We start from the raw sequence: 24732 nt of genomic DNA on the forward strand, positions 1-24732 counted from the left end.
TTCCTCCTCTGCGGCGTTACCGTAAACCGGCCCGCCGGTGCATCATCACTCACAGATCCGCCAGCAAGGCTGCCAGATCCTCATCCATATCTTCGTCATCACCGGCGCTGTCGTCGTTATCATCGTCGTCAAAACCTGACAACAGATCATCCAGATCACCGTCATTCCCAAGATCCAGATCAAGATCGCCGCCGTCGTCGCTGTCCTCGTCTTCCCCGTCCAGATCGAAACCGAGGTCAAAATCATCGTCGTCCCCGCCGCCAAGATCGAAATCGTCATCATCCCCGCCCAGATCAAAACCGTCATCTTCTGACGTGTCACTCTCGCCTTCTTCTTCTGCACCCACAGCCACGGGCGGCGCGGATTTTGCAGCCCCGCCCCCGAGTGCGACTCCGGTGCGGGACTGGATTTTACCCGATTGCAGCAGTTTTGCTTCCTCACCGGACCACAGGCCCAGCAACTCGCCACCGCCCAGCCCGTTGAAAGAGCCAAGCCGCACCACGTTCTGCCCCTGAATAGAGAGCACCGGTAGATAGCCGCGCTGGACGGTTTCGCTCGCCATGCGCACGTTGATCAGACGTTCGGTTGACGGCAAGGCTACCTGATCGCCGTATTGATCCAGCATGTAATGGAACGGCATATCGTCCAACGTCATAATAGACCCAAGCGACATCTCTGCCCCTTGCTGCGCCAGTGTTTGCGCCAGCAGGATCGCCACCAGCGTCGCCGGATTGCCCATCAGCAGGGAACGCATCCCTTCGCGGGTGTTGAATTCCTCGTAGGCGAAAGGCTCCACCGGATCGGTCTTTTTGCCGTAGGGCATCCGCAACAGGAACCGCGGCGTGGCCAGTGCGATGTATTTCGCTTCGGGTGTTTCGCGCAGGGCGGCCCATGTTTTGGCAATCAGCGGGTGCAGGTCTTCGGCCTTGGTTTGCAGATACCCTGCCCCCATCGCCGCGATAAAAGGCGCATCCATCTGTGCGCTGATCTTTGACATCCGCGCCAGCAGTTCCGCATGGGGCGGCGTTTCTTCAAAGGTATAAAGCCCCAGTACGGCGGCAAGCGGCCCCTGATCCTCGTTCAGACGGGGGCGTTCCACCAGCATATCATAGAGCGCACTCTCCCCCAGATCTTCATGGGCGGCGAGATCGGCGGCAAATTCCTCTACCGCCACATCATAGAGCACCAGTTCCAGATGGCTGCCGGTTTCGATCCGCCGCGCCAGCATGTCCAGCGTACGCCAGTTGGCTTCCACCGCCTGAAAATCAGGGTGGTGCAGAATAGAGGACATGGCCGCGCCCAGCGCCTGATCAACTGCAGCCAAAAGGCTGTCCTGTCCGCTGTCTGGTGCGGCCACTATGAAGGGCGCCACGATGCGCTGGATCATATCTTCAATGGCAGTGGCTTCGGGTTTTGGTGCGGCCTCTGCCCCGATCAGTGCGGCAAATTCGCTGACTTGCAGGGACGCATTCGCCGCTGCGCCGCGGGCCCGACCCTTGCGGGCCAGTTTGAAATCACCAAAGGCGCCGCCCCATTCCTGCAAAGTTGCGGTCAGATTGTCGAGATTGGTGCCCCGTTTCACCTGCGTGCGCAGGGCCGAGAGTTCGCCAAACAACTCTACATTGTCATAAAGTTCATCGGGATGCAGATCGTCGATTTCTCCCAGTTCCACCTCTATGGCAGACCCGTCGCGGCCCAGCGGCAATGTAAGGGTCGTCGCAAATCGCGCGATGACGTCTTCCACCGTGTCGATGTCGAACTTGATCGCTTTGCGGGACGCAAGATCGGCCCCGCCCTCAATCGCGCCCTTATTGGCACGGCCCGAGAAATCCCCGAGAATGGCAATCCGCATCTTGCGCCGGTCACCGGGTTTGATCTCCGGTTTCGGGGCGGTCATCTTGCCAAAGGCAGGATTATAAGGCGCTTTTGCGGCTGTCGCCTCTGCCTCCATGTCGCTCGCCTCCTCTCCCGTTTCGCTAGCATCGCTGGTTTCCGCATCGTCATCGTCAAAATCCGCAAGCATCGCGTCGAGATCATCCGCGTCACTCTCCCCGAGCAGATCTTCCAAATCGGTATCAGCCCCCTCATCCTCTGCAAGCAAGGCGTCAAGGTCGTCTTCCTCTGACGCCTCATCCAGATCGGCATCATCCGCTAGAAGGTCATCCAACTCCGCGTCGGAGTCGTCATCCTCAGCAAGCAGGTCGTCGAGGTCTGTGTCCTCCCCATCCTCCGCAAACAGCGCGTTGAGGTCGTCGTCTTCGTCTGAAGCCTCCCCCGGATCGGCATCATCCGCCAGAAGATCATCTAACTCCGTGTCAGCGTCCTCTCCCTCTACACACAGGTCGTCGAGGTCTGTGTCCTCCCTATCCTCTGCAAGCAGCGCGTCGAGGTCGTCTTCCTCTGACGCCTCACTCGGATCAGCATCATCCGCTTGAAGAGCATCCAACTCCGTGTCGGATTCTTCACTTTCTGCAAGCAGGTCGTCCAAATCCGTATCGTTTTCATCCTCTGCAAACAAAGCGTCGAGGTCCGTCGCCGTATCATCCTCGCCGCTCTCTTCTGCGAAATCAGTGTTCTGCGTCACATCTGACAGAAATTCGTCCAGATCCTCGTCTTCAGCCCCCTCTTTAGGCGCATCCTCGGCAACCTCAGACAGCAACGCGTCGGTACTGTCGTCTTCCGGCTCGTCAGACGCTGCATCTGCCACGTCAGCGAGCAGGCTCTCTATGTCCTCCCCAGCTTCTTCCTCCTCTGGCAACTCCTCCGCCATATCGGACAGTAGATCGTCCACAGAGGTGTCCTCTCCGTCCTCCTCCGGTGCCTCTGCCGAAAGACTGTCCAGCAACGCGTCGGTACTGTCGTCTTCCGGCTCGTCAGACGCTGCATCTGCCACGTCAGCGAGCAGGCTCTCTATGTCCTCCCCAGCCTCTCCCTCCTCTGGCAACTCCTCCGCCATATCGGACAGTAGATCGTCCACAGAGGTATCAGCCTCTACTTCCTCCGGTTCCCCTGCCGAAAGACTGTCCAGCAGCGCGTAGGTACTGTCGTCTTCCGGTTCGTCAGACGCCGTATCCGCCACGTCAGCGAGCAGGCTCTCTATGTCCTCCCCAGCTTCTTCCTCCTCTGGCAATTCCTCCGCCATATCGGACAGTAGATCGTCCACAGAGGTATCTTCTCCGTCCTCCTCCGGAGCCTCTGCCGACAGACTGTCCAGCAGCGCGTCGGTGGTACTGCCGTCTTCCGGCTCGTCAGGGGTGTTTTCTGCGACTTGGGACAGGATGCCTGTCACATCGTCGGTCTGGGCCTGCGGTTCCGGTGCGCTGGCGGCCATCTGTGCGAGCAGTTCGGCGGCGCTGTTATCCGCAGTATTCTCTGCCGGTGCAGCGGCTGCCATACCGGCGAGCACATTCGCTGTGGTGTCGGTTTCTTCTACATCCTCAGGGGCGCTGGCCGCCATAGACGCTAGCACGGCGGCAGCTGTATCTGCCTCTTCTTCCTCGGGTTGTGTCGCGGCCAGTTCCGCCAGAACCGCATCTGTACGGTCTTCTGTCGCGGCAGGCGCGGTGGCGGCAGACTTCATGGCGGAGAGAATATCATCCACCTCGGGGGCGTCGCCCTCTATCGCCTCGCCTGCCAGCAGTGCGCGAAAGGCGGTCGGGTTTTGCAACAGGGACAGGATCATATCCTCGGCCCCGGTCTTGCCGTCCATATAGGTCATCAGGTTGGACAATTGCGTGCGCGCATCGAGCAGCTTTTTCAGCGGCTCGATCTTGCTGGCAATGGCTGCGGGCGAAAAATCCTCCATCCGCTCAAACGTCAGATCAACCGGCAGATTGCCGGACCCTGTCAGCGTATTTGGCACAGAAAACACCGCGCGGGGTTTCATCGCCTTCATACGGCTGTCAAAATTATCCACGTCCACTTCAAGAAACTTGCGGTCCTCAACGCTGCCTTGCGAAACCTCTGAGGCACCGGAGAGATCCGCCATCACCCCCATCACAAAGGGCAACTGGACTTTCTTTTCGGCGCCATACACCTCTACGTCATATTCGATTTGGACGCGGGGGGCGCGGTTGCGGGCGATGAATTTCTGACTATCCGCCATTTTTACCGTCCTTTTCGGATTTCAGTGCCGCAAGTTGTTGCTGGATCTGCTCCAGTTGCTCTTGCACGCGGGCGTTGCCTTCGGACACCACCCCCATGATCCGCTCCAGTTCTGCGTCCTGCTCTTCTTCCACGGCGGCCTGCATGGTGTTGACCAGCAAACCGATAAACAGGTTCAGAACAGCAAAGGCGGTGCAGATGATGAAGGGGACGAAAAAGGCCCAGGCAAAAGGGTGTGCAGCCATAACAGGGCGTACGATCCCCATGGACCAGCTTTCCAGCGTCATAATCTGGAACAGCGAATAAAGCGATGCGCCGACCGATCCGAACCACTGGGGGAAAGTCTCGCCATATAGCATGGTCGCCATAACCGCGAAGATGTAGAACACGATGGACAAAAGGATCACCACCGCGCCCATTCCGGGCATCGCATCCAGCAGCGCCTTGATCACATCGCGCATCTGGGGCACCGCCGAAAGCACCCGCATGGCGCGGATCACCCGCAAGCCGCGTAAGACCCGCAGACTGTCAGACGCCGGCACCAGCGAAATCGTCACAATGGCCAGATCAAAGATATTCCACGCCGACAGGAAAAAGCGCCAGCCATAGGCGTAGAGCTTCAACAGCATCTCCACCACGAAGATCACAATCACCACATCGTCAAACAGGGCCAGCAATCCGCCTGTTGCCGCGACGATCTGCTCTGATGTGGCAAGGCCGAGGGTGATGGCATTCAGGATGATGATCACAAGAATAAACTTGGTGACTGCGGGCTGTTCAAGCCAGACAACCAGCTTTTGGCGATGGTTGCGACTGTTCGTATCTGTTGAGGTATACAGCATGCGTCGTTTCAATCTTGTCAGTCTATTCAGCGTGGCGGCACCGCTGTGGCGCCGCCACAGGGCCGCTTAGCCCAGTTTCTTCAAAACACCGTTCAGCTTTTTGGTCAGGTCAAACAGCGTCTTGCCGCCGGTAACAACGGATTGCGCGAATTCCTGATGGTCGCCTGCGAATTTTAACACGCCGGTGACTTTATCGCTGGAAAATTCGCCGGTTTTATCCAACCGCAAAAGTTGCGCTTTCACTTCGGTTTTGAGCTTGGCAAAAGCCTTCAGCTTTTCGTCAAACTTTTCAGCGGTTCTTGCGGTGCGGCCTGCCATTTCCTTGGCTTTCAACGCCTCTGCTGACACCGCCTTGTTCGGATGGGACGACATCTTGTCCCAATGTTCCTTGGCCTCGGCCGCCGCCGCGATGGCTTTGAGGTTTTCCTTGCGCATCAGGATGAAGCGGGCCTCGGCAGCGTCCAGATGTTTGTTCAGGGATTTCACATGCGCCTTGGTGCCCCCCATCAGCAGCTTGACCTTCTCTTTTGGGCCAAGCTTGCGGTATTCGGCGGCTTTCTTCTTCTTGATTTCATAGTCGATGGCCTTTTCAATGGCATCGACATCTTTCTTGATCTTGTCCAGAAAGCCCTGATAGGCGTTGTATTCCTTATAGACAATCTGGCCGCTTTTGACCAAAGCCGTCACCCCTGTGGCAATCATACCGATCACCACCCCCGCGGTGATGCCTGCTGCCAATGGGGCGGCCAGTCCGGCGGTTGCGATGGAAATGGCAGCCGCGGCCACGACAATCAGAACCAGCACAACAATTTTCAGAACAACCTTGGCCTTCTTGCGGTTCAGCTTTTTCTTCAGCTTCTTTTCCATATACGCGTAGACGTTTTCGATACATTCTTCCGCCAGTTTGGGCACCTCTACATTACGCCAGACATCCACCCCCTGCTGGATCATCTGGTTGGCCACCTTTACAGCAGCATCCATGTCTTTGGGGGGCTTCTTCTTCCAGTCTTTTTCGGTGGCTTCCATGGCCGATTTTATGGCTTTTTCCCGCGCTGCCGCCAGTTTGGCAAAGCCTTTAGTGAACAGCTTCTTGAAAGCCTCCACAAGTAATTTTGTCTCGGTCGGTGTTTCCCCTTCGGGCAGGACGTGATTCAATTCGTATTCACATTTCGGCTTTTGAAACAAAGACCCCTTATATCCGATTTTCAGACTGCCTTTGGATGTTAACGTTGCCATTGTCTTTTCTCCCTGTGATCAAGAAATTCAAAAAATAATCTTGCTACCCAAATTCGTATGTAAACGCGTCCCCGTCTGTGCTGACGCTCACTGTTTTGACGTCTTCTCCGGCCATCATCTTGCGCAGGAATTCCCCTGACACGGCGGGAAGCAGGCTATTGGTCAAGATCGCGTCAATCATCCGTCCGCCGCTTTCCACTTCCTGACAACGCGACACGATCAGATCGACCACCTTATCGTCATAGGTAAAGGGCACACCGTGGGTGTCGCTGATCCGTTTGACCACACGGTTCAGTTGCAACTTTGTGATCGCACCGATCATGTCGGGACTAAGCGGGAAGTAGGGAATAGTGACAATCCGCCCGAGCAATGCCGCGGGAAACACCTTCAGCAACGGTTCGCGCAGCGCCTTGGCGATGCCTTCGGGTTCGGGCATCAGGTCGGGATCCTTGCACATATCCATAATCAGATCGCTGCCCGCATTGGATGTCAGCAGGATCAGCGTGTTTTTAAAGTCGATCATCCGGCCCTCGCCGTCTTCCATCACGCCTTTGTCAAACACCTGAAAGAAAATCTCGTGCACGTCAGAGTGGGCTTTTTCCACTTCGTCCAGCAGCACCACGGAATAGGGCTTGCGCCGCACCGCTTCGGTCAGGATGCCGCCCTCGCCATAGCCCACATAACCCGGAGGCGCGCCTTTCAGCGTGCTGACCGTATGGCTCTCCTGAAATTCGGACATGTTGATGGTGATCATATTTGCCTCACCGCCATAAAGCGTTTCGGCTATGGCAATGGCGGTTTCGGTTTTGCCGACACCGCTGGTGCCTGCCAGCATGAACACCCCGATAGGCTTGCTGGGATTGTCGAGTCCGGCCCGCGCGGTTTGCACCCGTTTGGCGATCATCTCCATCGCGTGATCCTGTCCGATCACCCGTTTCTTCAGCGCATCGGCAAGATTTAGAACGGTGTTGATCTCGTCCTTGACCATGCGACCCACCGGAATACCCGTCCAGTCCCCGACCACGCTGGCCACCGCCTGTTCGTCTACGATGGGCAGGATCAGCGGGCTTTCGCCCTGAACCTCTTTCAATTCCGCGTCCTTGGCCTTTAGATCGGCCAGCAGCACGGCGCGTTCGTCCTCGCTCATCTCGCTGCCCTCGGGCACCTCTGCGGCCGCCTCGCCCTCTACCGCGCCGCCGTCGCCACGCAGGGTGGCCCGCAGGTAGAGGATGTCGTCCACGATCTTCTTTTCCGCCTGCCAACGCTCTGTCAGCCCGTGGAGTCTGTCGGTTTCAGCATTCAGTTTCTCTTGCGCCTCGGTCTCGCGATCCCCGATATCATATCCGGCGGATTTTTCCCGTCCGATGATGCCCAGTTCGGTTTCAAGGGCAGCGATCCTCTTTTGGGAATCCTCCACCTCTGCCGGTGTCGCATGTTGCGAAATCCCGACACGCGCGCAGGCAGTGTCGATCAGGCTGACGGATTTATCCGGCAACTGGCGTGCCGGAATATAACGTGCCGAAAACTGTACCGCCGCCTCGATCCCTTCGTCGAGAACCTGAACGCGGTGGTGTTTTTCCAGCATCCCGACAATGCCGCGCATCATCAGGATTGCCTTTTCCACGCTGGGTTCGTCCACCTTCACCACCTGAAAGCGCCGTGTCAGGGCGGGGTCTTTTTCGATATGTTTCTTGTATTCCGCCCAAGTCGTGGCCCCGATAGTGCGCAGCTCTCCGCGCGCAAGGGCAGGTTTCAGCAGGTTCGCCGCATCCCCTGTGCCCGCCGCCCCGCCAGCGCCAACAAGGGTGTGAGTTTCGTCGATGAACATGATAATCGGCGTGGTAGAGGACTGCACTTCTTCGATCACCTGCTTCAGACGGTTTTCAAATTCGCCTTTCATGCTGGCCCCCGCCTGCAGCGCGGCCACGTCCAGTTCCAGCAAACGCGCACCCTGCAACAGTGGCGGCACGTCTCCTTTGGCGATGCGCAGGGCGAAACCTTCGACGACGGCGGTTTTGCCTACGCCCGCCTCGCCCGTCAGGATCGGGTTGTTCTGGCGGCGGCGCATCAGGATGTCGATCAACTGGCGAATTTCCTCGTCCCGCCCGACGATCTGGTCGATCTCTCCGCTGGCGGCAAGTTCGGTCAGGTCCTTGCAATACTGCTGCAAGGCTTCCTCTTTGCCCATCGCCGCTGGCGCCATCGCCCCCGAAGACTCGCCCGGTTGCGCCCCGGCCCCCGCCCCGATTCCGGTCCCGTCCTGCGGCGCAAGCCCGTCTTCCGGCGATCCGTCGGTAACTTCGCTAAAGTTATCGAGCAGATCGTCCGGCTTTACCTTTTTGAATTCCTCGCTCATCCCGTTCAACACACTGCGCAAGGATGAGGTTTTCACCATACCAAGGACCAGATGCCCCGTGCGCACCTGCGGGCTTTTATGCGCAAGAGACGCGTAGACCCATGCCCGCTCCACCGCGTTTTCAAGATGTTCGGAGAGATCGGAAATGGAGGATGCGCCGCGGGGCAAAGCGTCAAGCGCGGCGGTCATATCCTTTGCCACTTTAGCCGGTTCCAGATCGTAATGCTGGATAATCCGGTGCAGATCGCTGTCCTGACCCTGCAAAATCTGGTGCATCCAGTGGACCAGCTCCACATAAGGATTGCCCCGCATCTTACAGAAAACAGAGGCGCTCTCAATCGCCTGATACCCGAGCTTGTTCAACTTGCCAAAAAGGGCAACGCGGCTGATCTCTGACATAATCCAAATCCTTCCCTGATGCGGGTCTTGTTCGCCCGCGTATGTTCTATCTTCTTGAAACAGTTACATATAAATCATCTAATGGCCGATCCTGCGGCGGTGTTCCGGCCCATGTGGTCCAGCCCAGTTCGCCCTGTTGGCCCAGCTTCACCTGTGGCGCTTGTCCGGCGGCCAGCACAAGGTTCACATCCCAGTCGAGCATCTCGCCAATGTAGTTGCGCACCACGGCTGCCAGTCGGTAAAGGCTGATCCCGCCGGGCAGCAGGCGTTTGTATTCCTCAAGGTCAAGCGGACCGATGCGAATGCGAAACTTGGCCTGACGGGACCAGACCCGACTGCCAAGCGATGTGCCCTGCCCCAACCCGCCCGCAGGGGTTTCGATGCCCAGCTGCCATTGGTCATCCGGTTCCAGTTCCAGCCAACTGCCGACAAAGCTTTCGATTGTGACCGGCACGCGGAAAAACAGCGAGATCATCGCCAGTAGCCCTTCCTCGTTCCTTGCTCCGTTGGACAGCCGCCCCGCAAAGCGCAGTTTGGCAAGGTCCGGCATGGCATCCCGGTCGGTAAAGGCTGCGCCCATCATCCCCGACAGCGCGGCAATGCGGTTGGCGAAGGGATCGTCTTCGGGGCGATCAAAACTCGCCGCCGGTTCCGCACTGGCCCATGCGCGGTAGAACAGGCTGATCAGGCGGTGGTGGAACATATCGGCAAAGCCGGCAAAGGTATGGTCCCGCGCATTGTGTTCCCGCTCGCGTACATATTCGGTGATATGCAGCGGCAGAGGACCGTTTGGCCCGAATACCCCGAACAGATAGCTTGACAGTTCCGCAGGCCCGCCGCCTTTGCCGGTGGTGCGGAAACTTTCCACAGTGGAGGGCGCAAAGGCCATATCCACCTTCTGTTTTAATCGCACTTTGTCCTGACGGGGGCGTTTGGAATTGCCCAGACGCGGCGCGCTGCGATAGCTGGCTTCTATCAGGCGCAGGGCCTGAAAGAAGTTGAAGGTTCTGGGATCGTCGGACAAGGCCGCAAGGCGGCTTAGATCATCCGACGCCTCCCGCTCTTGGCGCTCCATCGGGCGATCTCTCCTCTTTCCGTGCCGCTGATCACCGTTTCGGTGAAACTGTTCAGGGACACATAACTTGCAAAAAACTGTTCCAGCACCGCGCCCAAAAGATAGACGCCAGTGCCTTCAAAATAACTTTCGTCAAAGGTGACTTTCACCTCCAGCCCGCGCACAGCTGTTGACAGAACTTCATCCGCCATACGCCGCACAATGGGGCGGGATTCCACGCCTGCAATCCCTTCAAGCTGTTTGGCAAGATTGCGGTCCCCTTTGGGTGTGTAAATCCCCAGAAGTTCCCGCAGACCAGCCGCAGCCGAGCCGCGATCCGCGTCATCCATCGACAGGTAGTTCAGGCTCAGGTGGCTGATCAGACGCCATGCCGCACTGCCATCCACCGCCGGTGAGGATTTGGGCGCCGAGATCGGAGATACCGCCCTGATCCCGTCCACAGGCCCCCCGTCCGTCATGTCAAAATCCGTATCCCCGCCGCCCGTCTGCAACAACATCGGCAGGTCGCGGTTTGTGCATAAAGCGCGGATCGCCAGTTGTTCCAGCTTGCCGGAATACGGCGCTTCGCTGCGGTCAACGAGGCTCAGGAACACATCCGTCCCAAGGTAAGAGGTGCGCGTGCCTTTCAGCTTCTGGCGTTCGGACCGTTGCCGGAACCGTCTGCGCATGGCGTAATAGGCTTCGTGGTTTTCCCCCGCAGCGGTGTAATCGTCTGCGCTGTAAAACGGTCTGAAATCAATATCATCGCTTTCGTCGCTAGTGATCCCGTCCACATCCAGAATGGTGTGGATTTCAAAATCCATCGGCGCTGTGCGGTCCACAACGACAAAGTGATCCGCATCCTTGCGCTGCACATGCACACGGTCACAGCGCAGTTCCAGCAGGTTGATCGCAGGCGTGCAATATAGCGCGAAATTCTCCGGCGTCAGCGTTTGTTGCAGCGCAGGCCGTGTGTCTTTCAGCAGAATATAGAGGTCGATCTCGTTCTCTTCGCAATGCGCCATGATCTCTGACAGACCGGCAAGACGGGAAAAGAAAAAGCGTTGGGGCAGCGAGAAATATTCCTGCAATAGACGATAGCCGTCAAAGGACTGTCCGGGAAACGGCAGCAGGGATTCTTCGCGGGTAAAGCCGATGGGTTCGATCTTTGCCTTGCGCGGCGCAATGCTCCAGTCGTCGCGCCGGTTTACCGACCGCCCCATGATCCCGATACTGTCGCGCATCAGATGTTCATACAGCGCCCAAGGCGTGCGATCCTGTCCGGGAAGATGCAGGTCGAGATGTTCCACCCCGAGCGTGTTCAACTTGGTGCCCGAAGGTGCCTTCAACCGCAGCCGGATCGCCCCGCGCGCGGTGTTTCCGTCACCAAATCCCGCTGCGACCACCTCTCCGCGGCTGGCAAAATACTGCACTTCGGTGATCTTCAACGGCCAGAGGTCTACGTCATGGGCGGTGCGAAACTCACAGGCGGTCTGATCGCCTTCCCGCAGCGGCGCACGCATCTTTGTGCCCCGTTTCATCGTGTATTTCTCGCTCAGCCCCGCTTCGGGCTGGAACTGCGCAATGAACATCGCAGGTACGGGCGACAGATAGTGCGGATAGATGATTTCCAAAAGGTGCTGGGTGAACTGCGGGTAGCGCATGTCCAGTTCGAGCTGGATACGGGAGGTCAGAAAGGCGAAACTTTCGATCAGACGCTCCACATAGGGATCGTTTATTTCGATCCCGTCCATTCCCAGACGCCCTGCAATTTTAGGATAGGCCTGCGCAAATTCCGCCCCCATCTCCCGCACGAAGGCCAGTTCGGTTTCATAGTGTTTGAGAAGCCGTGTATCCATGCCGCTACATCACCTTGTCGATAACAAGATCACCATCCGCCACATCCAGACGGGTGCGTAGATAGAGCTCCAGCGGGACCGGCGTGGCCCAAAGCTCTCCGCGGATGTCCATCGTGATCTGGCTGTCCGCCGCATCCGGCATGGCCTTGGCCGCTGTTACCTCCAGCGTGCCCGGAATAATGCGCGGTTCCAGTGCGTAGATCGCCTCCTTGATGGAAGATTCCAGCGTTTTCGCATCGGTCTGCAACACCTTGCGTCCGGCAATATCGCTGATGCCGAAATTCAACGTAGACCGCGCCGCATGGGGATAGAGGGCGGGTTCGATAATCTCTTCGTTATTGGCGGTGTTCAGCAACCAGCCGAGATCCCGCAGGATGATGTCCCGCAAACGGCGCACGTCGATATAGCGTTCGGCTGCAGAGTCTTTCGTGTCGGTCGGGGATTTGTCGGTCAACCTGTCCAGCAGGGAAGGTTGCAACCGTTCGCGATCGGAAAGTTCAGTCCGCGCCATCACCGCCCCCCACTGCAGAAAGGGAAATACTGCGCAGGTCCATCAGCGCCAGATCCGCGTTATTGGTGGCAAACAACCGCTGCCCGATTCCAAGATAGGTTTCATCACCCGCATCAATCCAGTCGGTTTCCCGCGCCAGCATGATCCCTGCCCGCTTTGACTGGGCAGACCCGGGATAGCGGGTCGGGATAAAGCCCACCACATCGCCGCCATTGGCCCATGTGATTTCTACAGGGGTCCAGACCTTGTCCCGCAGATCGCTCGGATCATCAAAGGTCATGCGTTTAATGTTGGAAAACGGTGCCCAGTAGTAGCGCCCGTTCATCACCAGTTCCAGCATCGGACCAAGGCGCATATCCGCGTCTGCAATCCATTCAAAAGCCGTGCCGTCGGCTTCACCGCTCTGGCTCGGGGCTGCGTCAAATGCCTCATTGCGCAATGTGGCGGCCTGCGCTGTGTCACCCTTGGCCAGCAGGCCAAGCGACTGGATCATCAGCGCCACCCACTGCGCCGGTTCGCCAAAGATCAGCGGCGCGGTTTCACCGGCAAAGACTTTCTCGCGCACCATTTCGCAGGCAATCGCCTCGCGGTAGGACTGAACCATCGGCATGGTGTCGGGTGCCATCTCGCCGCAGACTTTTAACTGGGTCAGCGCCCGATCCCATTCGCCGCGCACACAGAGCATCTGGAACAGGAACACCCGCAGTTTGCTGTCGGCTGGATCCTTGCGGATGCTGGCGGTCAGGGCGTCATAGGCTGCATCCAGATTGCCCGCCTTCAAATGGTCGATCGCGTCGCTCATGAAAAATCCCGGTTCTAATAAATTCGAGGGATGGAAAGGCCGCTAAAGCCGCCCTTCCAGATACTGTTCCGGTTCGCGAAAAATACAGAACCGGCGGCTGGAAGATTACTTGCCAGCCTTGCCCATGACGGCTTCGTTTGTGGTCTGGTTCCATTCCACAGCACCACCGGACTCCAGTTTGCCTGTCATGTCCTGCTTCATGTAGTCGATCTTGATGCCGGCAAAGGCGACGACAACATTGTCCACAAAGGCTTCGTCCCCGTCGGATCCGGACCATTTCACGCTTTCGATCACCACGTTGATCATCTGGACGTGCACGAACTCGCCACCGGAATCCGAGGCACCACCGCCACCGCCTTTACGCAGGGAAAGATGCAGTTCGGGGATATGATCGCCGGTACAGGCGGCCAGAACCATATCACAGGATGCGGTGTCCATGTTTTTTGAAAATTCAAACCGGTCCAGTTGCACACGACCGGAGCCAAGACCACCGGACGACGACCCGACATTCACCTGATTTTCGACACCAAAAGAAAAGTCGATCAGATCAAATCCATTCTTTGCCTTAACGGTTTTATCGTTGGTTTCCCCTTTGATGGCTTTTTTACCACCAACAAACCATGCATATGCGTCAATCATATTGAATTCCTCCTCGGAATTAAAAGTTAGGTTTCACTAATATTCTGGGTGGCGGCACAGGGACTCGTGAAAGATCCCGAAAATGATCCCCGCAATGTTCCTTGTGCCACCGGCGCTTAATCAGCCCTTCTCGGAGGGCAGTTTTGAGACCAGCCGCAAAGACACCGAAAGCCCTTCCAACTGGTAATGGGGCCGCAGGAAAAATTTGGAAGTGTAATAGCCGGGATTGCCCTCGACCTCTTCCACCACCACCTGTGCTGCGGCCAGCGGACGCTCGGCTTTGGTTGCTTCGGATGAAATTTCCGGAGTCATATCAACGTAATTGCTGATCCATTTTTGCAGCCAGGCTTCCATATCTCCACGTTCTTTGAAGGAACCGACCTTATCGCGTACAATACATTTGAGATAATGCGCAAAGCGGCAGGTGGAGAAGAGATAGGGCAAACGCGCACCAAGGTTTGCGTTGGCCGTTGCATCCGGATCGTCGTATTCCGCCGGTTTATGCAGGGATTGGGCGCCGATGAAGGCGGCCATGTCACTGTTTTTACGGTGGATCAGAGGCATCAGACCGTTCTTGGCCAGTTCTGATTCACGGCGGTCCGAAATCGCAATTTCTGTCGGGCATTTCATATCAACGCCACCGTCATCGGAAGGGAAGGTATGGGTGGGCAGGTTTTCCACCGCACCGCCGGATTCAATGCCACGGATACGGGTACACCAGCCGTAATGCTTGAACGAGCGGGTGATGTTGGTTGCCATCCCATAGGCCGCATTGACCCATGAATAATGGCCGCTGTCCGCCCCTTCCGTGTCTTCCTCAAAGGCGAATTCATCGACCGGATCGGTCTTTTCCCCGTAAGGGTGCCGGCCAAGGAAACGGGGCATGGCAAGGGCAAGATACTGGCTGTCCTCGCTTTCGCGCAGAGAGCGCCACGCAGCATATTCCGGTGTTGAGAATATCTTGGTCAGATCGCGGGGGTTGGCCAGTTCGCTCCAGCTGTCCATTTGCATCAGGGACGGTTCCGCGCCGGTGATAAAGGGCGCGTGGCTGGCCGCTGCAATCTTGGCCATTTCCGAGAGCAATTGCACATCGGGTGGGGAATGGTCAAAGTGGTAATCCCCGACCAGACAGCCGTAAGGCTCGCCGCCGAATTGTCCGTATTCCTCTTCATAGAGCTTCTTGAAGATCGGGGACTGGTCCCATGCCGCGCCTTTGAATTTCTTCAGCGTCTTGCCGAGATCCTTCTTGGATACATTCATCACACGGATTTTCAGCATCTCGTCGGTTTCGGTGTTGTTCACCAGATAGTGCAGACCGCGCCAGCTGCTCTCCAGCTTTTGAAACTCCTCGTTGTGCAGGATTTCATTCACCTGCGCCGTGAGGGTCTTGTCCAGTTCCGCAATAATCGCCTCGATAGAGCGCAGCGCGTCGTCCGACACCAGCCCAGTATTGGCAAGCGCCTGTTCTGCCAGCGTTTTGACCGCTTCTTCAACGGCTGTCTTGGCCGTGTCCGATTTGGGGCGGAATTCCTTTTGCAGCAGGGAGGCGAATTCGTCATTGGCAAAGACCGTACTGCCGGACTGGCCTTCGACTTGTGCTTCAGCTTCAGCCATTGTTATTCCTCCCCTGCATCATCTTTTTGTTTTGGTGCAGCACTCAGCGCTTTCATCAGCGCGGGGTCCTGTATGATCTTGGCCATCAGGTCTTCGGCCCCTGTTTTACCATCCATATAGGTCATCAGATTGGACAATTGGGTACGCGCATCGAGCAGCTTTTTCAGCGGCTCTACCTTGCTGGCAATCGCGGCGGGGCTGAAATCATCCATGCTTTCAAAGGTAATATCTACCGCCATATTGCCTTCGCCGGTCAGCGTGTTGGGCACGGTAAAGGCCGCGCGGGGTTTCATGGACTTCATCCGGTCGTCGAAATTATCCACGTCCACTTCCAGAAACTTGCGATCGGCCACCGCGGGTAGCGGCACTTCCGACTTGCCGGAAAGATCGGCCATCACGCCCATCACAAACGGCAATTGCACCTTCTTTTCAGCGCCATAGACTTCGACATCATATTCGATCTGAACGCGGGGGGCCCGGTTGCGGGCGATAAATTTCTGGCTGTCAGCCATAAGAGCCGTCTCCTCTGCTATTAACTTTCCGGTGCCGTTCGGTCCGGCATCTGATTTCACTTGGGGTCTTAAAAAATTTAGTCGTATTGGTATTTTTATTCGTATTCTTCAGAGGAGAGACCACCGATGGTTGCCACCTCTGCTATGCCGCTTGACGCCATATCTTTCATAATCGTGATGAAATCCGCCGAAACCAGTCGCTTGGCCCGCTTTATAAAGATCGGGACCGGGCTGGAGGGTTCGTTGCGTGCATAATAGTCCAGCATCAGGTCCATCGCGCGCAGCACATCATTGGTCGAATTGATGCCGCTGACACCGCCGCCGCCAGATGCGCCGCCCGCCTGTGGGTCCGTGGCGCCGTCGCCCTCCGCGGTCTCTCCGGTCGCAGTCAGTGGCGCGGATTCGCCCAGACATTCGGCAATCACCGCCTGTCCGCTTTTCAACAGCACCTGCAAGGGCGCGAAATCCGGTCCCTGTCCGGGCACATGTTCCGCAAGGATCGCATCAATTGCGGCTGTGTGCTCCAGTGCGGCGGAAATGCTCTCGCGGATTGCGGTCATATCCTCTTCGGGCGTGTCCTTCAGCGCCGCGCCGACCGCGGCCATATCCGGCGGGTTGTCCATATCGGCGGGCGCTACGATCTCTCCCTTGGCGACCGAAACATGGCGCAGGGAAAAACGCCCCATCATCTTGCTCTCGCTCAGCGGAGCGCGGCGCAACTGGCGCAGCACCGTGTCGTCATCCACCAGACCGACCAGCGCATTCACACGCTCTGTCGGGTCGTTGTCATCATCTGCATCAAGCTGCGGGTGCACCGTGTCCCAATAGTCCTGCAAGGCCCGTCTGATATAATCGAGCACCTGCGCGAAATAGGGATAACCGTGACGGTTCAGACCTGCCTCTGCCAGATAGACCGCAATCCGCAAGTCCATCGTCTTTTCCAGCAGCGCCTCACCCAGTTTGACCACCTCTGCGTAATCCGCATCCTCGGCCTCGATCACCTTGTCCCCGACCTGCTGTTCGCCCTTTGCAGTTGCTGCAATGGCGAGATCCGAGAAGGCAGCGTCATATTCCAGATCAGGACCCGAGGGTTCCTCCCCGTCAAATCCGCCCAGCACTGTGTCTAAATCCAAACTCACGTCTTCAACCCTTAATAAATTAGAGCAAGCCACGTTCAGAGAGCCGTATTAACTAGCTGATATTAAAGAGAAATTGGCTTGTAAGGTACTTATTAGATACTTAGTAAATTAAGTAAAAGCGTAGTTGCCTTTAGGGAACCGCGCAAGAATTAATCGCCAAAACAGTGATTTTCGCGACACTTTCTTATGCTTTTCAATCACAAGACACTTTATCAACTTGACAACTTGGCAAGTAAAATCCGCCGCCCTATACATAATCAAGTTGGGTATTTTCCCGACAGAGATTAAGCCGGACCTCGGTGCTAGGATCATTATATGAAGTGGGCGATTGTAATCACATTGCTGGTTCTTGCCGTGTTGACGGCACCTGTGGGCTGGTATTTTGCCCAATCCCTGAGCCGCACCGATGACGCCCAGAAGATTGCCGCACTTGAAGCACAACTGGCGATTCAGGCGCAAAAGTCCAAAGACCTTACCATCGACCTGAACGCGCTGGCCTCTCGTGTGACCTTGCTGGAAGAAACCGGCGTGGCAGAGCCGGTGATCCAGTCCTTTGCCGATCCCGCAGAGGAGAGAACCGATTCACTTGCCGATAGTTTTGCCCAAGTCGTCCTGATTGCCGACCGGCGCGAGGTGAACAAGGGTCTGTCCAACTCCGGTTCTTCCTATCTGAAGAACCTGTTCGGCCTGCCCCGACCCGACCTCAGCGAAGCCTGCCAGTCAATGACCAATCCCCTGCTCAAGGATCTGGTCAAAACCGAAAGCGTCGGCCCCATCCGTGTGACCATGATCGAACCTGCGATCCTGTCCTTGCGGCAGGTGTTTCGCAACGTGAAGATATTCGAGCCGGAACTCTACGAGCGGATCAACACGGCCGGTTCCCTGTGCGTACGCCACATCCGCGGGCGTCCGGGTTCGGTGTCGACCCATGCCTACGGGTTGTCGGTTGATCTGAATATCGACGGCAAACTCGATACGCTCGGGGATGGCAAAACCCAGCTCGGCCTGATTTTGCTGGCGGATTTCTTCAATAAGGAAGGCTGGTACTGGGGCGCGAGTTTCGGGCGCGAGGACTCCATGCACTTTCAGGTTTCCAAGGAGAAAATCAATCAATGGCTCCGTCAGGGGTTGATCCGCACCAAATAGTTGTGGAAGGTTAAAGGGTTCGTCGGCAATTTCTGCCTTCAATTATTTTCGCACCCATCGTTGCTGACCGACTTTGTGGAATAAATTTATTTAGTGGAAGTTGACAGATGTTTCTGTGTCGCAAGTCTTTTGCTGTAATTTGTCTGCTCGTTACCGGAGCCTCCGGTGCTGCTGCGCAAAGTGTCAACCTTGGTTCCACCAGTTTCGATACCATTGACGAAGCCATTAACGCGCTGGGCACACGGACCTATCAAACGATCAACACCGATTACACCGAAACCTCGGGGGCGACCTTTACCTTTACTGCCCCGCGCGAAACCCTGACCCTGCGGTATCGTCAGGGCAGAACCGGCGTAGTGCTGCGGGATGACACCGGCGCGGTGATTTCACGGTTCGACGGGGAAACCCGCAGCGATAGCGATGCACAACTGGCGGCATTTCTCAGAGAGCGTTACGCCACCGATCCCGAAGCGTTAAAGCTGACGGTGGCAAATACGCCCCAAGATCCTGTCGCGGGCAACCCTGTGTCCCTGATGGCGCGTATGGCGGATGCGAGTTTTAGCTCCGGTACGGATGTCGGTCCTTCCCCGTTGACAGGGGGCAGTCGCGCACGGGGCACGGCAAGCTACAACCATCTGGGAATTTCGCTGCAAACGGGACGCTATACCGGACCCGGCTTTTCGGCCAATGTCACCTCCTTGCCGCTTAGCTTTGCGATGCCTCTGGATGATCCGCGCTGGGCGGTTAAAATTCACGCCCCGCTCAGCTTTTCGACGATCAACGGGCAGGATTACGTGTCCGGTTCTGTCGGGGTGGGCCTGCGGATGCCGGTCACGGCCAACTGGACCCTGACGCCGGAACTGCGTGTCGGTGCGCTGCGCGATACCAGTCGGGGGCTGACCACACGGCTGGCCAATGCGTCGCTGGTTTCCAATTACCGGATGGATCTGCGCAATGGATACGGTCTGGTTTTTGGCAGTGCGCTGACCTATTCGGAAACGCTCGGCTCTGGCAACGGTGGCTATGATCTGGCGAACACGATCAATAAAAACGGTGTTGAACTGTCCGGCCCCATGGAACGCAGTCTTTATGGCCTGCCCACCACTTGGCAGTTTTCCCTTGTGCACACCAAGGTCGGAGGCAGTCCGACCTATATCGACGAATGGACCGATGTGTCCCTGTCCCTTGGCACGATCGGGTCCAAGAACGGGGTCACTTGGGACAGCGTACGGGTGGGGCTGACCTATACCCATGCCAATCGGGGGGTGCGCGGGTTGAACATCAATTTCGGTTACGAGTTTTAGGAGATGGTAATGCCAGCATGGATGGACCGGAAACAGCGCAGCGCCCTGCCCGCCGCATTCCTGATGCTGGCCTTTTTGGTTTTGGCGCAAGTCGCCAGCGCAAAGGACCGCGTGGCCCTGCTGATCGGCAACAGCCGCTATGATAATTCCGCCCTGTCCCTGAAGAATCCGGCCAATGATGTGGCCGCAATGGGCAAGAAACTGGCCGCGCTCGGGTTTGTGGTGATCTCGGCGCAGGATGCCTCGCGCAGCGACATGGACCGCGCATTGGGCGCTTTTGAACGACAGTTGAAGGGCGCAGAGCTCGGCCTGTTCTTTTACGCCGGTCACGGCAGTCAGGCAGGGGGCGAAAATTTCCTGCTGGCCACGGATTTTCAAGGCACCACATCGGGCGCGGTGAAGGAATATTCCCTGACGCTCGGTCGGGTCAGGGACACTTTTGCCAATGCCAAACCGGATGCGGGGATCGTTATTCTGGATGCCTGCCGCGACAATCCGCTGGCGATCACGCTGGACCAGACCGGAAAGCCCGCAGGACTGGCGCGGGCAAAATCCGCGACTGGACTGCTGGTGGCCTATGCCACCGATCCGGGCAACGTGGCTTTTGAAGGCACAAGCGACAATTCGATTTTCACGACTGCGCTGCTGAAACATATCTCAGAACCCGGCCTCGATGTGCGCCTGATGTTCGGGCGGGTGCGACAGGATGTGGTGCTGCGCACACGGGGGGCGCAGGTGCCGTGGGTTGAGGAAAGTCTGATTGGCGAGTTTTCCATGAACCCCTCCATGGCCTCGGGCGGGCGTGAGGCGATGATCGCGCGGGACATCGAAATGTGGCGCCGTGTCAGCGCAAAGACCACACCGCAGGCGTATCAGTCCTATCTTGATGCTTTCCCAAACGGGATGTTCAGGGATTTTGCCCATCAGCGGATTTCACGGCTCAGCTATTCCGCCAATCTGCCACAGGATAAGAAACCCCGGCAAATTACCGAACTGGACGTAACCAGCGACACCGAAAAAATTGCGGCTGCTCTTGGCATTCTGGGCTTCACCCCCCAAAGCCGCAGCGCACCCGACATAGAGGAACTGGAACTGGCCGCCGCCGCATATCGCGCCTCGCTTGGCGAAGACGCCGCCCTGACGCAAGACAATCTCTTTGCCGATGCCTCGCGCCTGCTGCTTTATCTTGGGGGCAATGTGGGCAAGCAGATTCAGGTGGATATTGCTGCCCTGTCCAGCATCGACCAGACGCTGATTGTGGCACGGGATGCCTATGCCGAACTGGAACAGGTCGCCGCCGGCGACGAGAGCGCCAAGCCCATTCTTGAACAGGCCCGCGCCGATATTGCCGCGATAGAGCGTGCCCAGACCGAAGTGCTGGCCCAATTGGATCAGGAACGGGCCTATTACGAAGAACTGATGGAACAGGCCAATGCGAATTTCCCTGATTATATGGTGGAGCGCACCATTGGCGTCGCGGTGACACGCTCTGCCCCTGTGGATGACGAAAAACTGGCAGGCCGCGCCAAATTGTTTCTGAAACATGTCAATCAGGCAGCCAATGCCGAAACCCGAGGATCCTATCAATGGCTTTCCGATTTCCTGCCACAAAGCTGATCGCAGGCGCTCTGGCTCCGCTGGCGCTGCTGGGCGTGTCCGCCTGCGCAGTTGCGCCCGACAATCCGGTTGCCGGACTGCGGGCCTTTAGCTGGCAGCCCGAAACCGCCGAGGAAAAAGCCCTGCGCCACAAGGCCGAAGCGCTGCAAGCCACCGTGGGCGAAGGTGGCATGGCGGGTTTTGCGGTGGGTGCGTTGATCGGCGGTCTGACGGGCGGGATGCAAGGCGCCTTTACCGGTGCGCGTCTGGGCCGGTTTATCGGTGCGGCGTCAGGTGTTTATGTGCGTGGCCTGCAAGAAGGCTTTGCCAACCGTGAGGCACAGCTCAACCAGCTTGCCGCCGATCTGGAAGCCAACAACCGCGATTTGGAAAGCGCCATCGCCACCATGCGTGCCGTGCTGGTCCAGCAACGGGCACGGCTGGCCGCAGCGCGGGCCTCGGGCAATGGCACGGCCCTGCGGCAGGCACAAGAACAGGCATCTGGCAATCTGGCGGTGATGAACAAGGCGATTGAGGCCGCCGTGCAGCGCCAGAATGTCTTTGGCGAGGCCCGCTCCCTTCTGGCTGTGGACAGCGTCCCAAGCGCGGCCACCGCCCCGGCCGCTGCACGCTATTCCGCGCTGGCGGATCGCATTTCGGCCATGCGCTCCATCGCAACAACGCTTGTTACGGAGATCTGATATGTCCCGATACACGCCTTTCAACCGACCAGCGGCACAGCGCAGCGCCCTTTTATGTGCCGTCCTGTTGCTAACCGCAGCCTGCGCCCAGCGGGGCAATCTGGACGATCCGGCCTATGGCGGCTTTTTCAACGGGATCGAGAATATTTCCGACGGCACCTATGACGCACGGATCGCAACCCGCGAGGAACGGGTCGCCGCCCTGCAACACCGCCAGCAACGGCTGCTGGCCGAACGCAACTCCCTGTCCCGTCAGGTTTCGGCGCATCAGAACGCGCTGGCCCGCTTGCAGCAGGATATTATCGTGTCAAAAATCCGCATCGGAGAGCAGAACATCCCCCAACAGACACAGGCGCGCATTTCCGCAGCCCTGAACCCGCCGCCGTCCGGCCAGACCGACGCAGAGCGGCTGGCCAACCTGCAAAAGACCATCGCGGACACCCGCAAACTGGCAGAATCTCTGGCAAAACTTGCAGGATGACGAAAAGCTGGGCTACTCTCTCCCTGACGGACTCGGTTTTTGCCGTGTCGCCCCCATAAAAAGGACCACCCATTGAGCGATCCTTCGGAAACCGGTATCCTGTCCACAGGCGACGTGCTGAACAATACCTATGTGATTGCGGAACTGGTAGCATCGGGGGGCACCGGAGAGGTCTACCGCGCCACAAACCGGGTCTCGGGGCGCGAAATCGCGGTGAAAATCCTCAAGGCGGAGTTTGCGCAGGACGAACAGTTCATCAATCTGATGAAGCGGGAAGCCTCGGTCCTGCACGAAGTCATCGACCCCTCGGTTGTGCGTTACTATGACCTGCTCGAAAGCGACAGCCACGGTGGTTTTCTGTTCATCGTGATGGAATTTATCGAAGGCCGGTCGCTGGCGGATGAGATGAAGGACAAGGGTCCGCTCACTGAATCCACCCTGCTGGAGGTGGCCGAACGGGTGCTTTGCGGGTTGCAGGCGGCCCATGAAAAGAACGCATTCCACCGAGATCTTTCGCCGGACAATATCCTGTTGCGCGGCGGGGATCCGAAACAGGCCACGCTGATTGATTTCGGCATTGCAAAGGATGTGAACGAAGGGGCAAAAACCGTTGTAGGCGGTGGGTTTGCGGGAAAATACCAATATGCCTCACCCGAACAGATGGAAGGGCGCAGCGATGCCCGTTCCGATCTCTACTCCCTCGGCATGACATTAATGGGGGCGTATCGCGGCCAGTCCCCGAATGCGGGGTCGTCGCTGATGCAGATCATCAGCGCCAAGGCGGTCAAACCGGATATATCCGATATGTCCGGCCCGCTGGCAGCATTGGTTTCGCAGCTGGTGGAACCCGATCCGGCGGACCGACTGCAAACCGCTGCGGCGGCGCTGGCGTTTTTGCGGGCCAGCACAGGGGCGGACGACGACAAAACCGTGATCCTGCCCGCCGGAGGACCTGCCGCACGGGCTGCACCTGCATCTGTCACACCGCAAACCACGGCCACCGGAACCCACGGCGGGCCAGCGGCAGGAGTGGAAAATCCGCCGCCTGCCAAGTCATCGCGCATGGGTCTTTATGCAGGTTCAGCCGTGGCCGTGATGCTTGCGCTGGGGGCGGCAGGCTGGTTCAGTGGACAGTTCAGCCCTGCCCCGCCCGAACCGGCTGTTACAGCCACTGCAACCGACAGCGGCACCCGTGAAACCACCGCTGCGGACTCTGTTGCGCCAGTTTCCGTGGCCAGCGAGAGCGCAGAGCCGGCCCCCGAATCCGACGCCCTTGGCCAAAGCACTCCGGAACCGGAGCCGCTGCCTCTTGCCGATCCTTTCGTGCTGACAATCGAGCGCAGTTCGCCCGATGATCCGCTGCGCCTGATCGGGAATCTGCCCTCGGAAGATGCGGTTCCGGCGGTGACAACCCAACTGGAACAACAACTTAACGCCTTTGCGGTGATGTCGGATGTGACACCCGCACGCGGCGAGCCGTTTGCAGGGTGGAGCGAACGGATTGTCAAAGTCGCCCTGCTGTTTCAGTCCATCGAAAGCTGGACCGTCTCGGCCAATGATATGGACGTGATCCTGATCGCCAAGGCACAGAACGAACTGGAAAAAACCGCGCTTCTGAACGGGGCGCGGGCCGCGATTGAGGGCACCAAACTGGCGCTTGTGGACCGGATCGAAGTGGAAATTCCGTCGATCCAGATGGATGATCTGGATTTTGGACTGCAGGATCTGGCCAGTTGCGGGCCGCTGACCCTGACGGGCGGGCGCGATGGTGTGATCCGCGCGGATGACACGCTGTCCGTATCGGGAAAACTGGCAATCGGTGCCGATAGAACCCGCGTACAGGCGTTTCTGTCGCAAATGGCACCCGGCCGCGAAGTTGCTGGCGATCTTGAGGTGCTGAACCCGAGCGTCTGCTCGGTCCTGCGCCTGATGCCAACTGAAACCACTGAAGCGCTGCAAATCGACTATAGCTATGGCACCAAAAACGATCCGGTGGAGGGGGACATTTTTCGCATCGGGGAAAATCCGGTGGTGGATATTGTCCTGCCCAAAGAACGGACCGGCTTTCTGAACGTAGTCTTTGTGGATCTGGCGGAACAGGTGTTCCACCTGCTGCCCCATCAGGCGCGTACAGAGAACGATTTGCAAAAGATCGGAACTGTAGACGGGAACTCTCGCAGGATCCGCGTTGCTTTTCCGGTGGATCAGGCGTCCATCGCGCAGCTTGGCTTTAAGGTGGTGGAACCTGTGGGCGCAAATATCCTGCTGGCGGTTGTGACCGATACGCCCCTGTTTGACCAGATCCGCCCCCGCGCCGAAAGCAGTGGCGCCTTTATCGAGGCGCTGGGCGGGCGTCTGGAAGACCTGCCCGATGAGGGCGCTTTGGTAAACTACCGCTTTATGATGACACTGGAATAAACCAGCGGCCTGTCATTGT

Annotated in this window: 18 protein-coding genes and 1 pseudogene; 6 read left to right on the forward strand and 13 right to left on the reverse strand. The window is 57.8% G+C overall.

Annotation, left to right across the window (positions count from 1 at the left end):
* Positions 1–49: 49 nt before the first annotated feature.
* The 13 genes and pseudogenes from BFV97_RS19195 to tssA form a co-directional block, all read right to left on the reverse strand.
* A complete protein-coding gene (locus BFV97_RS19195) occupies positions 50–3580 on the reverse strand; it encodes a type VI secretion system contractile sheath domain-containing protein (protein ID WP_342672142.1) in 3531 nt (1176 codons plus the stop codon).
* A 27-nt stretch (positions 3581–3607) separates the two neighbouring features.
* Positions 3608–4105 (reverse strand): annotated as a pseudogene (gene tssB / locus BFV97_RS18990) (type VI secretion system contractile sheath small subunit); the annotation flags it as partial.
* Positions 4095–4946, reverse strand: coding sequence for an ion transporter (locus BFV97_RS04735; protein ID WP_069299201.1), 852 nt, complete (start codon positions 4944–4946; stop codon positions 4095–4097). The pseudogene tssB (BFV97_RS18990) and the gene BFV97_RS04735, both read right to left, overlap by 11 nt.
* 66 nt (positions 4947–5012) lie before the next feature.
* Positions 5013–6182, reverse strand: a complete 1170-nt coding sequence (locus BFV97_RS04740) for a hypothetical protein (RefSeq protein WP_069299202.1) — start codon at positions 6180–6182, stop codon at positions 5013–5015.
* 43 nt (positions 6183–6225) lie between these two features.
* A complete protein-coding gene (gene tssH, locus BFV97_RS04745) occupies positions 6226–8937 on the reverse strand; it encodes a type VI secretion system ATPase TssH (RefSeq protein ID WP_069299203.1) in 2712 nt (903 codons plus the stop codon).
* A gap of 46 nt (positions 8938–8983) precedes the next feature.
* Entirely contained in the window at positions 8984–10012 is a 1029-nt protein-coding gene (gene tssG, locus BFV97_RS04750; RefSeq protein WP_069299204.1) for a type VI secretion system baseplate subunit TssG, read from the reverse strand.
* Positions 9976–11850, reverse strand: a complete 1875-nt coding sequence (tssF, locus tag BFV97_RS04755) for a type VI secretion system baseplate subunit TssF (RefSeq protein WP_069299205.1) — start codon at positions 11848–11850, stop codon at positions 9976–9978. The genes tssG and tssF overlap by 37 nt, the downstream gene beginning before the upstream one ends.
* Before the next feature lie 4 nt (positions 11851–11854).
* Positions 11855–12361 (reverse strand): type VI secretion system baseplate subunit TssE, encoded by a 507-nt coding sequence (tssE, locus tag BFV97_RS04760; RefSeq protein WP_069299206.1) that lies wholly within the window; start codon positions 12359–12361, stop codon positions 11855–11857.
* Positions 12348–13163 (reverse strand): type VI secretion system accessory protein TagJ, encoded by an 816-nt coding sequence (locus tag BFV97_RS04765; protein WP_069299207.1) that lies wholly within the window; start codon positions 13161–13163, stop codon positions 12348–12350. Before BFV97_RS04765 ends, tssE begins: the two co-directional genes overlap by 14 nt.
* Before the next feature lie 105 nt (positions 13164–13268).
* Entirely contained in the window at positions 13269–13802 is a 534-nt protein-coding gene (locus tag BFV97_RS04770; RefSeq protein WP_069299208.1) for a type VI secretion system tube protein Hcp, read from the reverse strand.
* A 120-nt stretch (positions 13803–13922) separates the two neighbouring features.
* Positions 13923–15416: a type VI secretion system contractile sheath large subunit gene (gene tssC / locus BFV97_RS04775; RefSeq protein WP_069299209.1), complete on the reverse strand. Its 1494-nt coding sequence runs from the start codon at positions 15414–15416 to the stop codon at positions 13923–13925.
* 2 nt (positions 15417–15418) lie between these two features.
* Entirely contained in the window at positions 15419–15928 is a 510-nt protein-coding gene (gene tssB, locus BFV97_RS04780; RefSeq protein WP_069299210.1) for a type VI secretion system contractile sheath small subunit, read from the reverse strand.
* A gap of 95 nt (positions 15929–16023) precedes the next feature.
* Positions 16024–17067 (reverse strand): type VI secretion system protein TssA, encoded by a 1044-nt coding sequence (gene tssA, locus BFV97_RS04785; RefSeq protein WP_157888264.1) that lies wholly within the window; start codon positions 17065–17067, stop codon positions 16024–16026.
* A 315-nt stretch (positions 17068–17382) separates the two neighbouring features.
* Between tssA and BFV97_RS04790 the strand changes: the two genes are divergently transcribed.
* The 6 genes from BFV97_RS04790 to BFV97_RS04815 all read left to right on the forward strand — a co-directional run bounded on the left by BFV97_RS04790 (position 17383) and on the right by BFV97_RS04815 (position 24713).
* A complete protein-coding gene (locus tag BFV97_RS04790; protein ID WP_069299211.1) occupies positions 17383–18213 on the forward strand; it encodes a M15 family metallopeptidase in 831 nt (276 codons plus the stop codon).
* Between the two features lie 107 nt (positions 18214–18320).
* Positions 18321–19517, forward strand: a complete 1197-nt coding sequence (locus tag BFV97_RS04795) for a hypothetical protein (RefSeq protein ID WP_069299212.1) — start codon at positions 18321–18323, stop codon at positions 19515–19517.
* A 9-nt stretch (positions 19518–19526) separates the two neighbouring features.
* Complete coding sequence (locus tag BFV97_RS04800) at positions 19527–21134, forward strand: caspase family protein (RefSeq protein ID WP_069299213.1); 1608 nt, start codon at positions 19527–19529, stop codon at positions 21132–21134.
* Entirely contained in the window at positions 21104–21814 is a 711-nt protein-coding gene (locus BFV97_RS04805) for a hypothetical protein (RefSeq protein ID WP_069299214.1), read from the forward strand. The genes BFV97_RS04800 and BFV97_RS04805 overlap by 31 nt, the downstream gene beginning before the upstream one ends.
* Before the next feature lies 1 nt (position 21815).
* Complete coding sequence (locus BFV97_RS04810) at positions 21816–22295, forward strand: hypothetical protein (protein ID WP_069299215.1); 480 nt, start codon at positions 21816–21818, stop codon at positions 22293–22295.
* A 72-nt stretch (positions 22296–22367) separates the two neighbouring features.
* Positions 22368–24713 (forward strand): serine/threonine-protein kinase, encoded by a 2346-nt coding sequence (locus BFV97_RS04815; protein WP_069299216.1) that lies wholly within the window; start codon positions 22368–22370, stop codon positions 24711–24713.
* Positions 24714–24732 lie beyond the last annotated feature (19 nt).

It is taken from the genome of Neptunicoccus sediminis (assembly GCF_001719615.1).
Classification (GTDB): Bacteria; Pseudomonadota; Alphaproteobacteria; order Rhodobacterales; family Rhodobacteraceae; genus Amylibacter; species Amylibacter sediminis.

What these genes read in the sequence shown, in the direction of transcription:
- tssF (WP_069299205.1), bottom strand. Translation starts at nt 11,850, where the DNA reads ATGGATACACGGCTTCTCAAACACTATGAAACCGAACTGGCCTTCGTG.
- BFV97_RS04790 (WP_069299211.1), top strand. Translation starts at nt 17,383, where the DNA reads ATGAAGTGGGCGATTGTAATCACATTGCTGGTTCTTGCCGTGTTGACG.
- BFV97_RS19195 (WP_342672142.1), bottom strand. Translation starts at nt 3,580, where the DNA reads ATGAAGTCTGCCGCCACCGCGCCTGCCGCGACAGAAGACCGTACAGAT.
- BFV97_RS04740 (WP_069299202.1), bottom strand. Translation starts at nt 6,182, where the DNA reads ATGGCAACGTTAACATCCAAAGGCAGTCTGAAAATCGGATATAAGGGG.
- BFV97_RS04765 (WP_069299207.1), bottom strand. Translation starts at nt 13,163, where the DNA reads ATGAGCGACGCGATCGACCATTTGAAGGCGGGCAATCTGGATGCAGCC.
- BFV97_RS04810 (WP_069299215.1), top strand. Translation starts at nt 21,816, where the DNA reads ATGTCCCGATACACGCCTTTCAACCGACCAGCGGCACAGCGCAGCGCC.
- tssB (WP_069299210.1), bottom strand. Translation starts at nt 15,928, where the DNA reads ATGGCTGACAGCCAGAAATTTATCGCCCGCAACCGGGCCCCCCGCGTT.
- tssE (WP_069299206.1), bottom strand. Translation starts at nt 12,361, where the DNA reads ATGGCGCGGACTGAACTTTCCGATCGCGAACGGTTGCAACCTTCCCTG.
- BFV97_RS04795 (WP_069299212.1), top strand. Translation starts at nt 18,321, where the DNA reads ATGTTTCTGTGTCGCAAGTCTTTTGCTGTAATTTGTCTGCTCGTTACC.
- tssC (WP_069299209.1), bottom strand. Translation starts at nt 15,416, where the DNA reads ATGGCTGAAGCTGAAGCACAAGTCGAAGGCCAGTCCGGCAGTACGGTC.
- BFV97_RS04800 (WP_069299213.1), top strand. Translation starts at nt 19,527, where the DNA reads ATGCCAGCATGGATGGACCGGAAACAGCGCAGCGCCCTGCCCGCCGCA.
- BFV97_RS04735 (WP_069299201.1), bottom strand. Translation starts at nt 4,946, where the DNA reads ATGCTGTATACCTCAACAGATACGAACAGTCGCAACCATCGCCAAAAG.
- tssG (WP_069299204.1), bottom strand. Translation starts at nt 10,012, where the DNA reads ATGGAGCGCCAAGAGCGGGAGGCGTCGGATGATCTAAGCCGCCTTGCG.
- BFV97_RS04770 (WP_069299208.1), bottom strand. Translation starts at nt 13,802, where the DNA reads ATGATTGACGCATATGCATGGTTTGTTGGTGGTAAAAAAGCCATCAAA.
- tssH (WP_069299203.1), bottom strand. Translation starts at nt 8,937, where the DNA reads ATGTCAGAGATCAGCCGCGTTGCCCTTTTTGGCAAGTTGAACAAGCTC.
- BFV97_RS04805 (WP_069299214.1), top strand. Translation starts at nt 21,104, where the DNA reads ATGGCTTTCCGATTTCCTGCCACAAAGCTGATCGCAGGCGCTCTGGCT.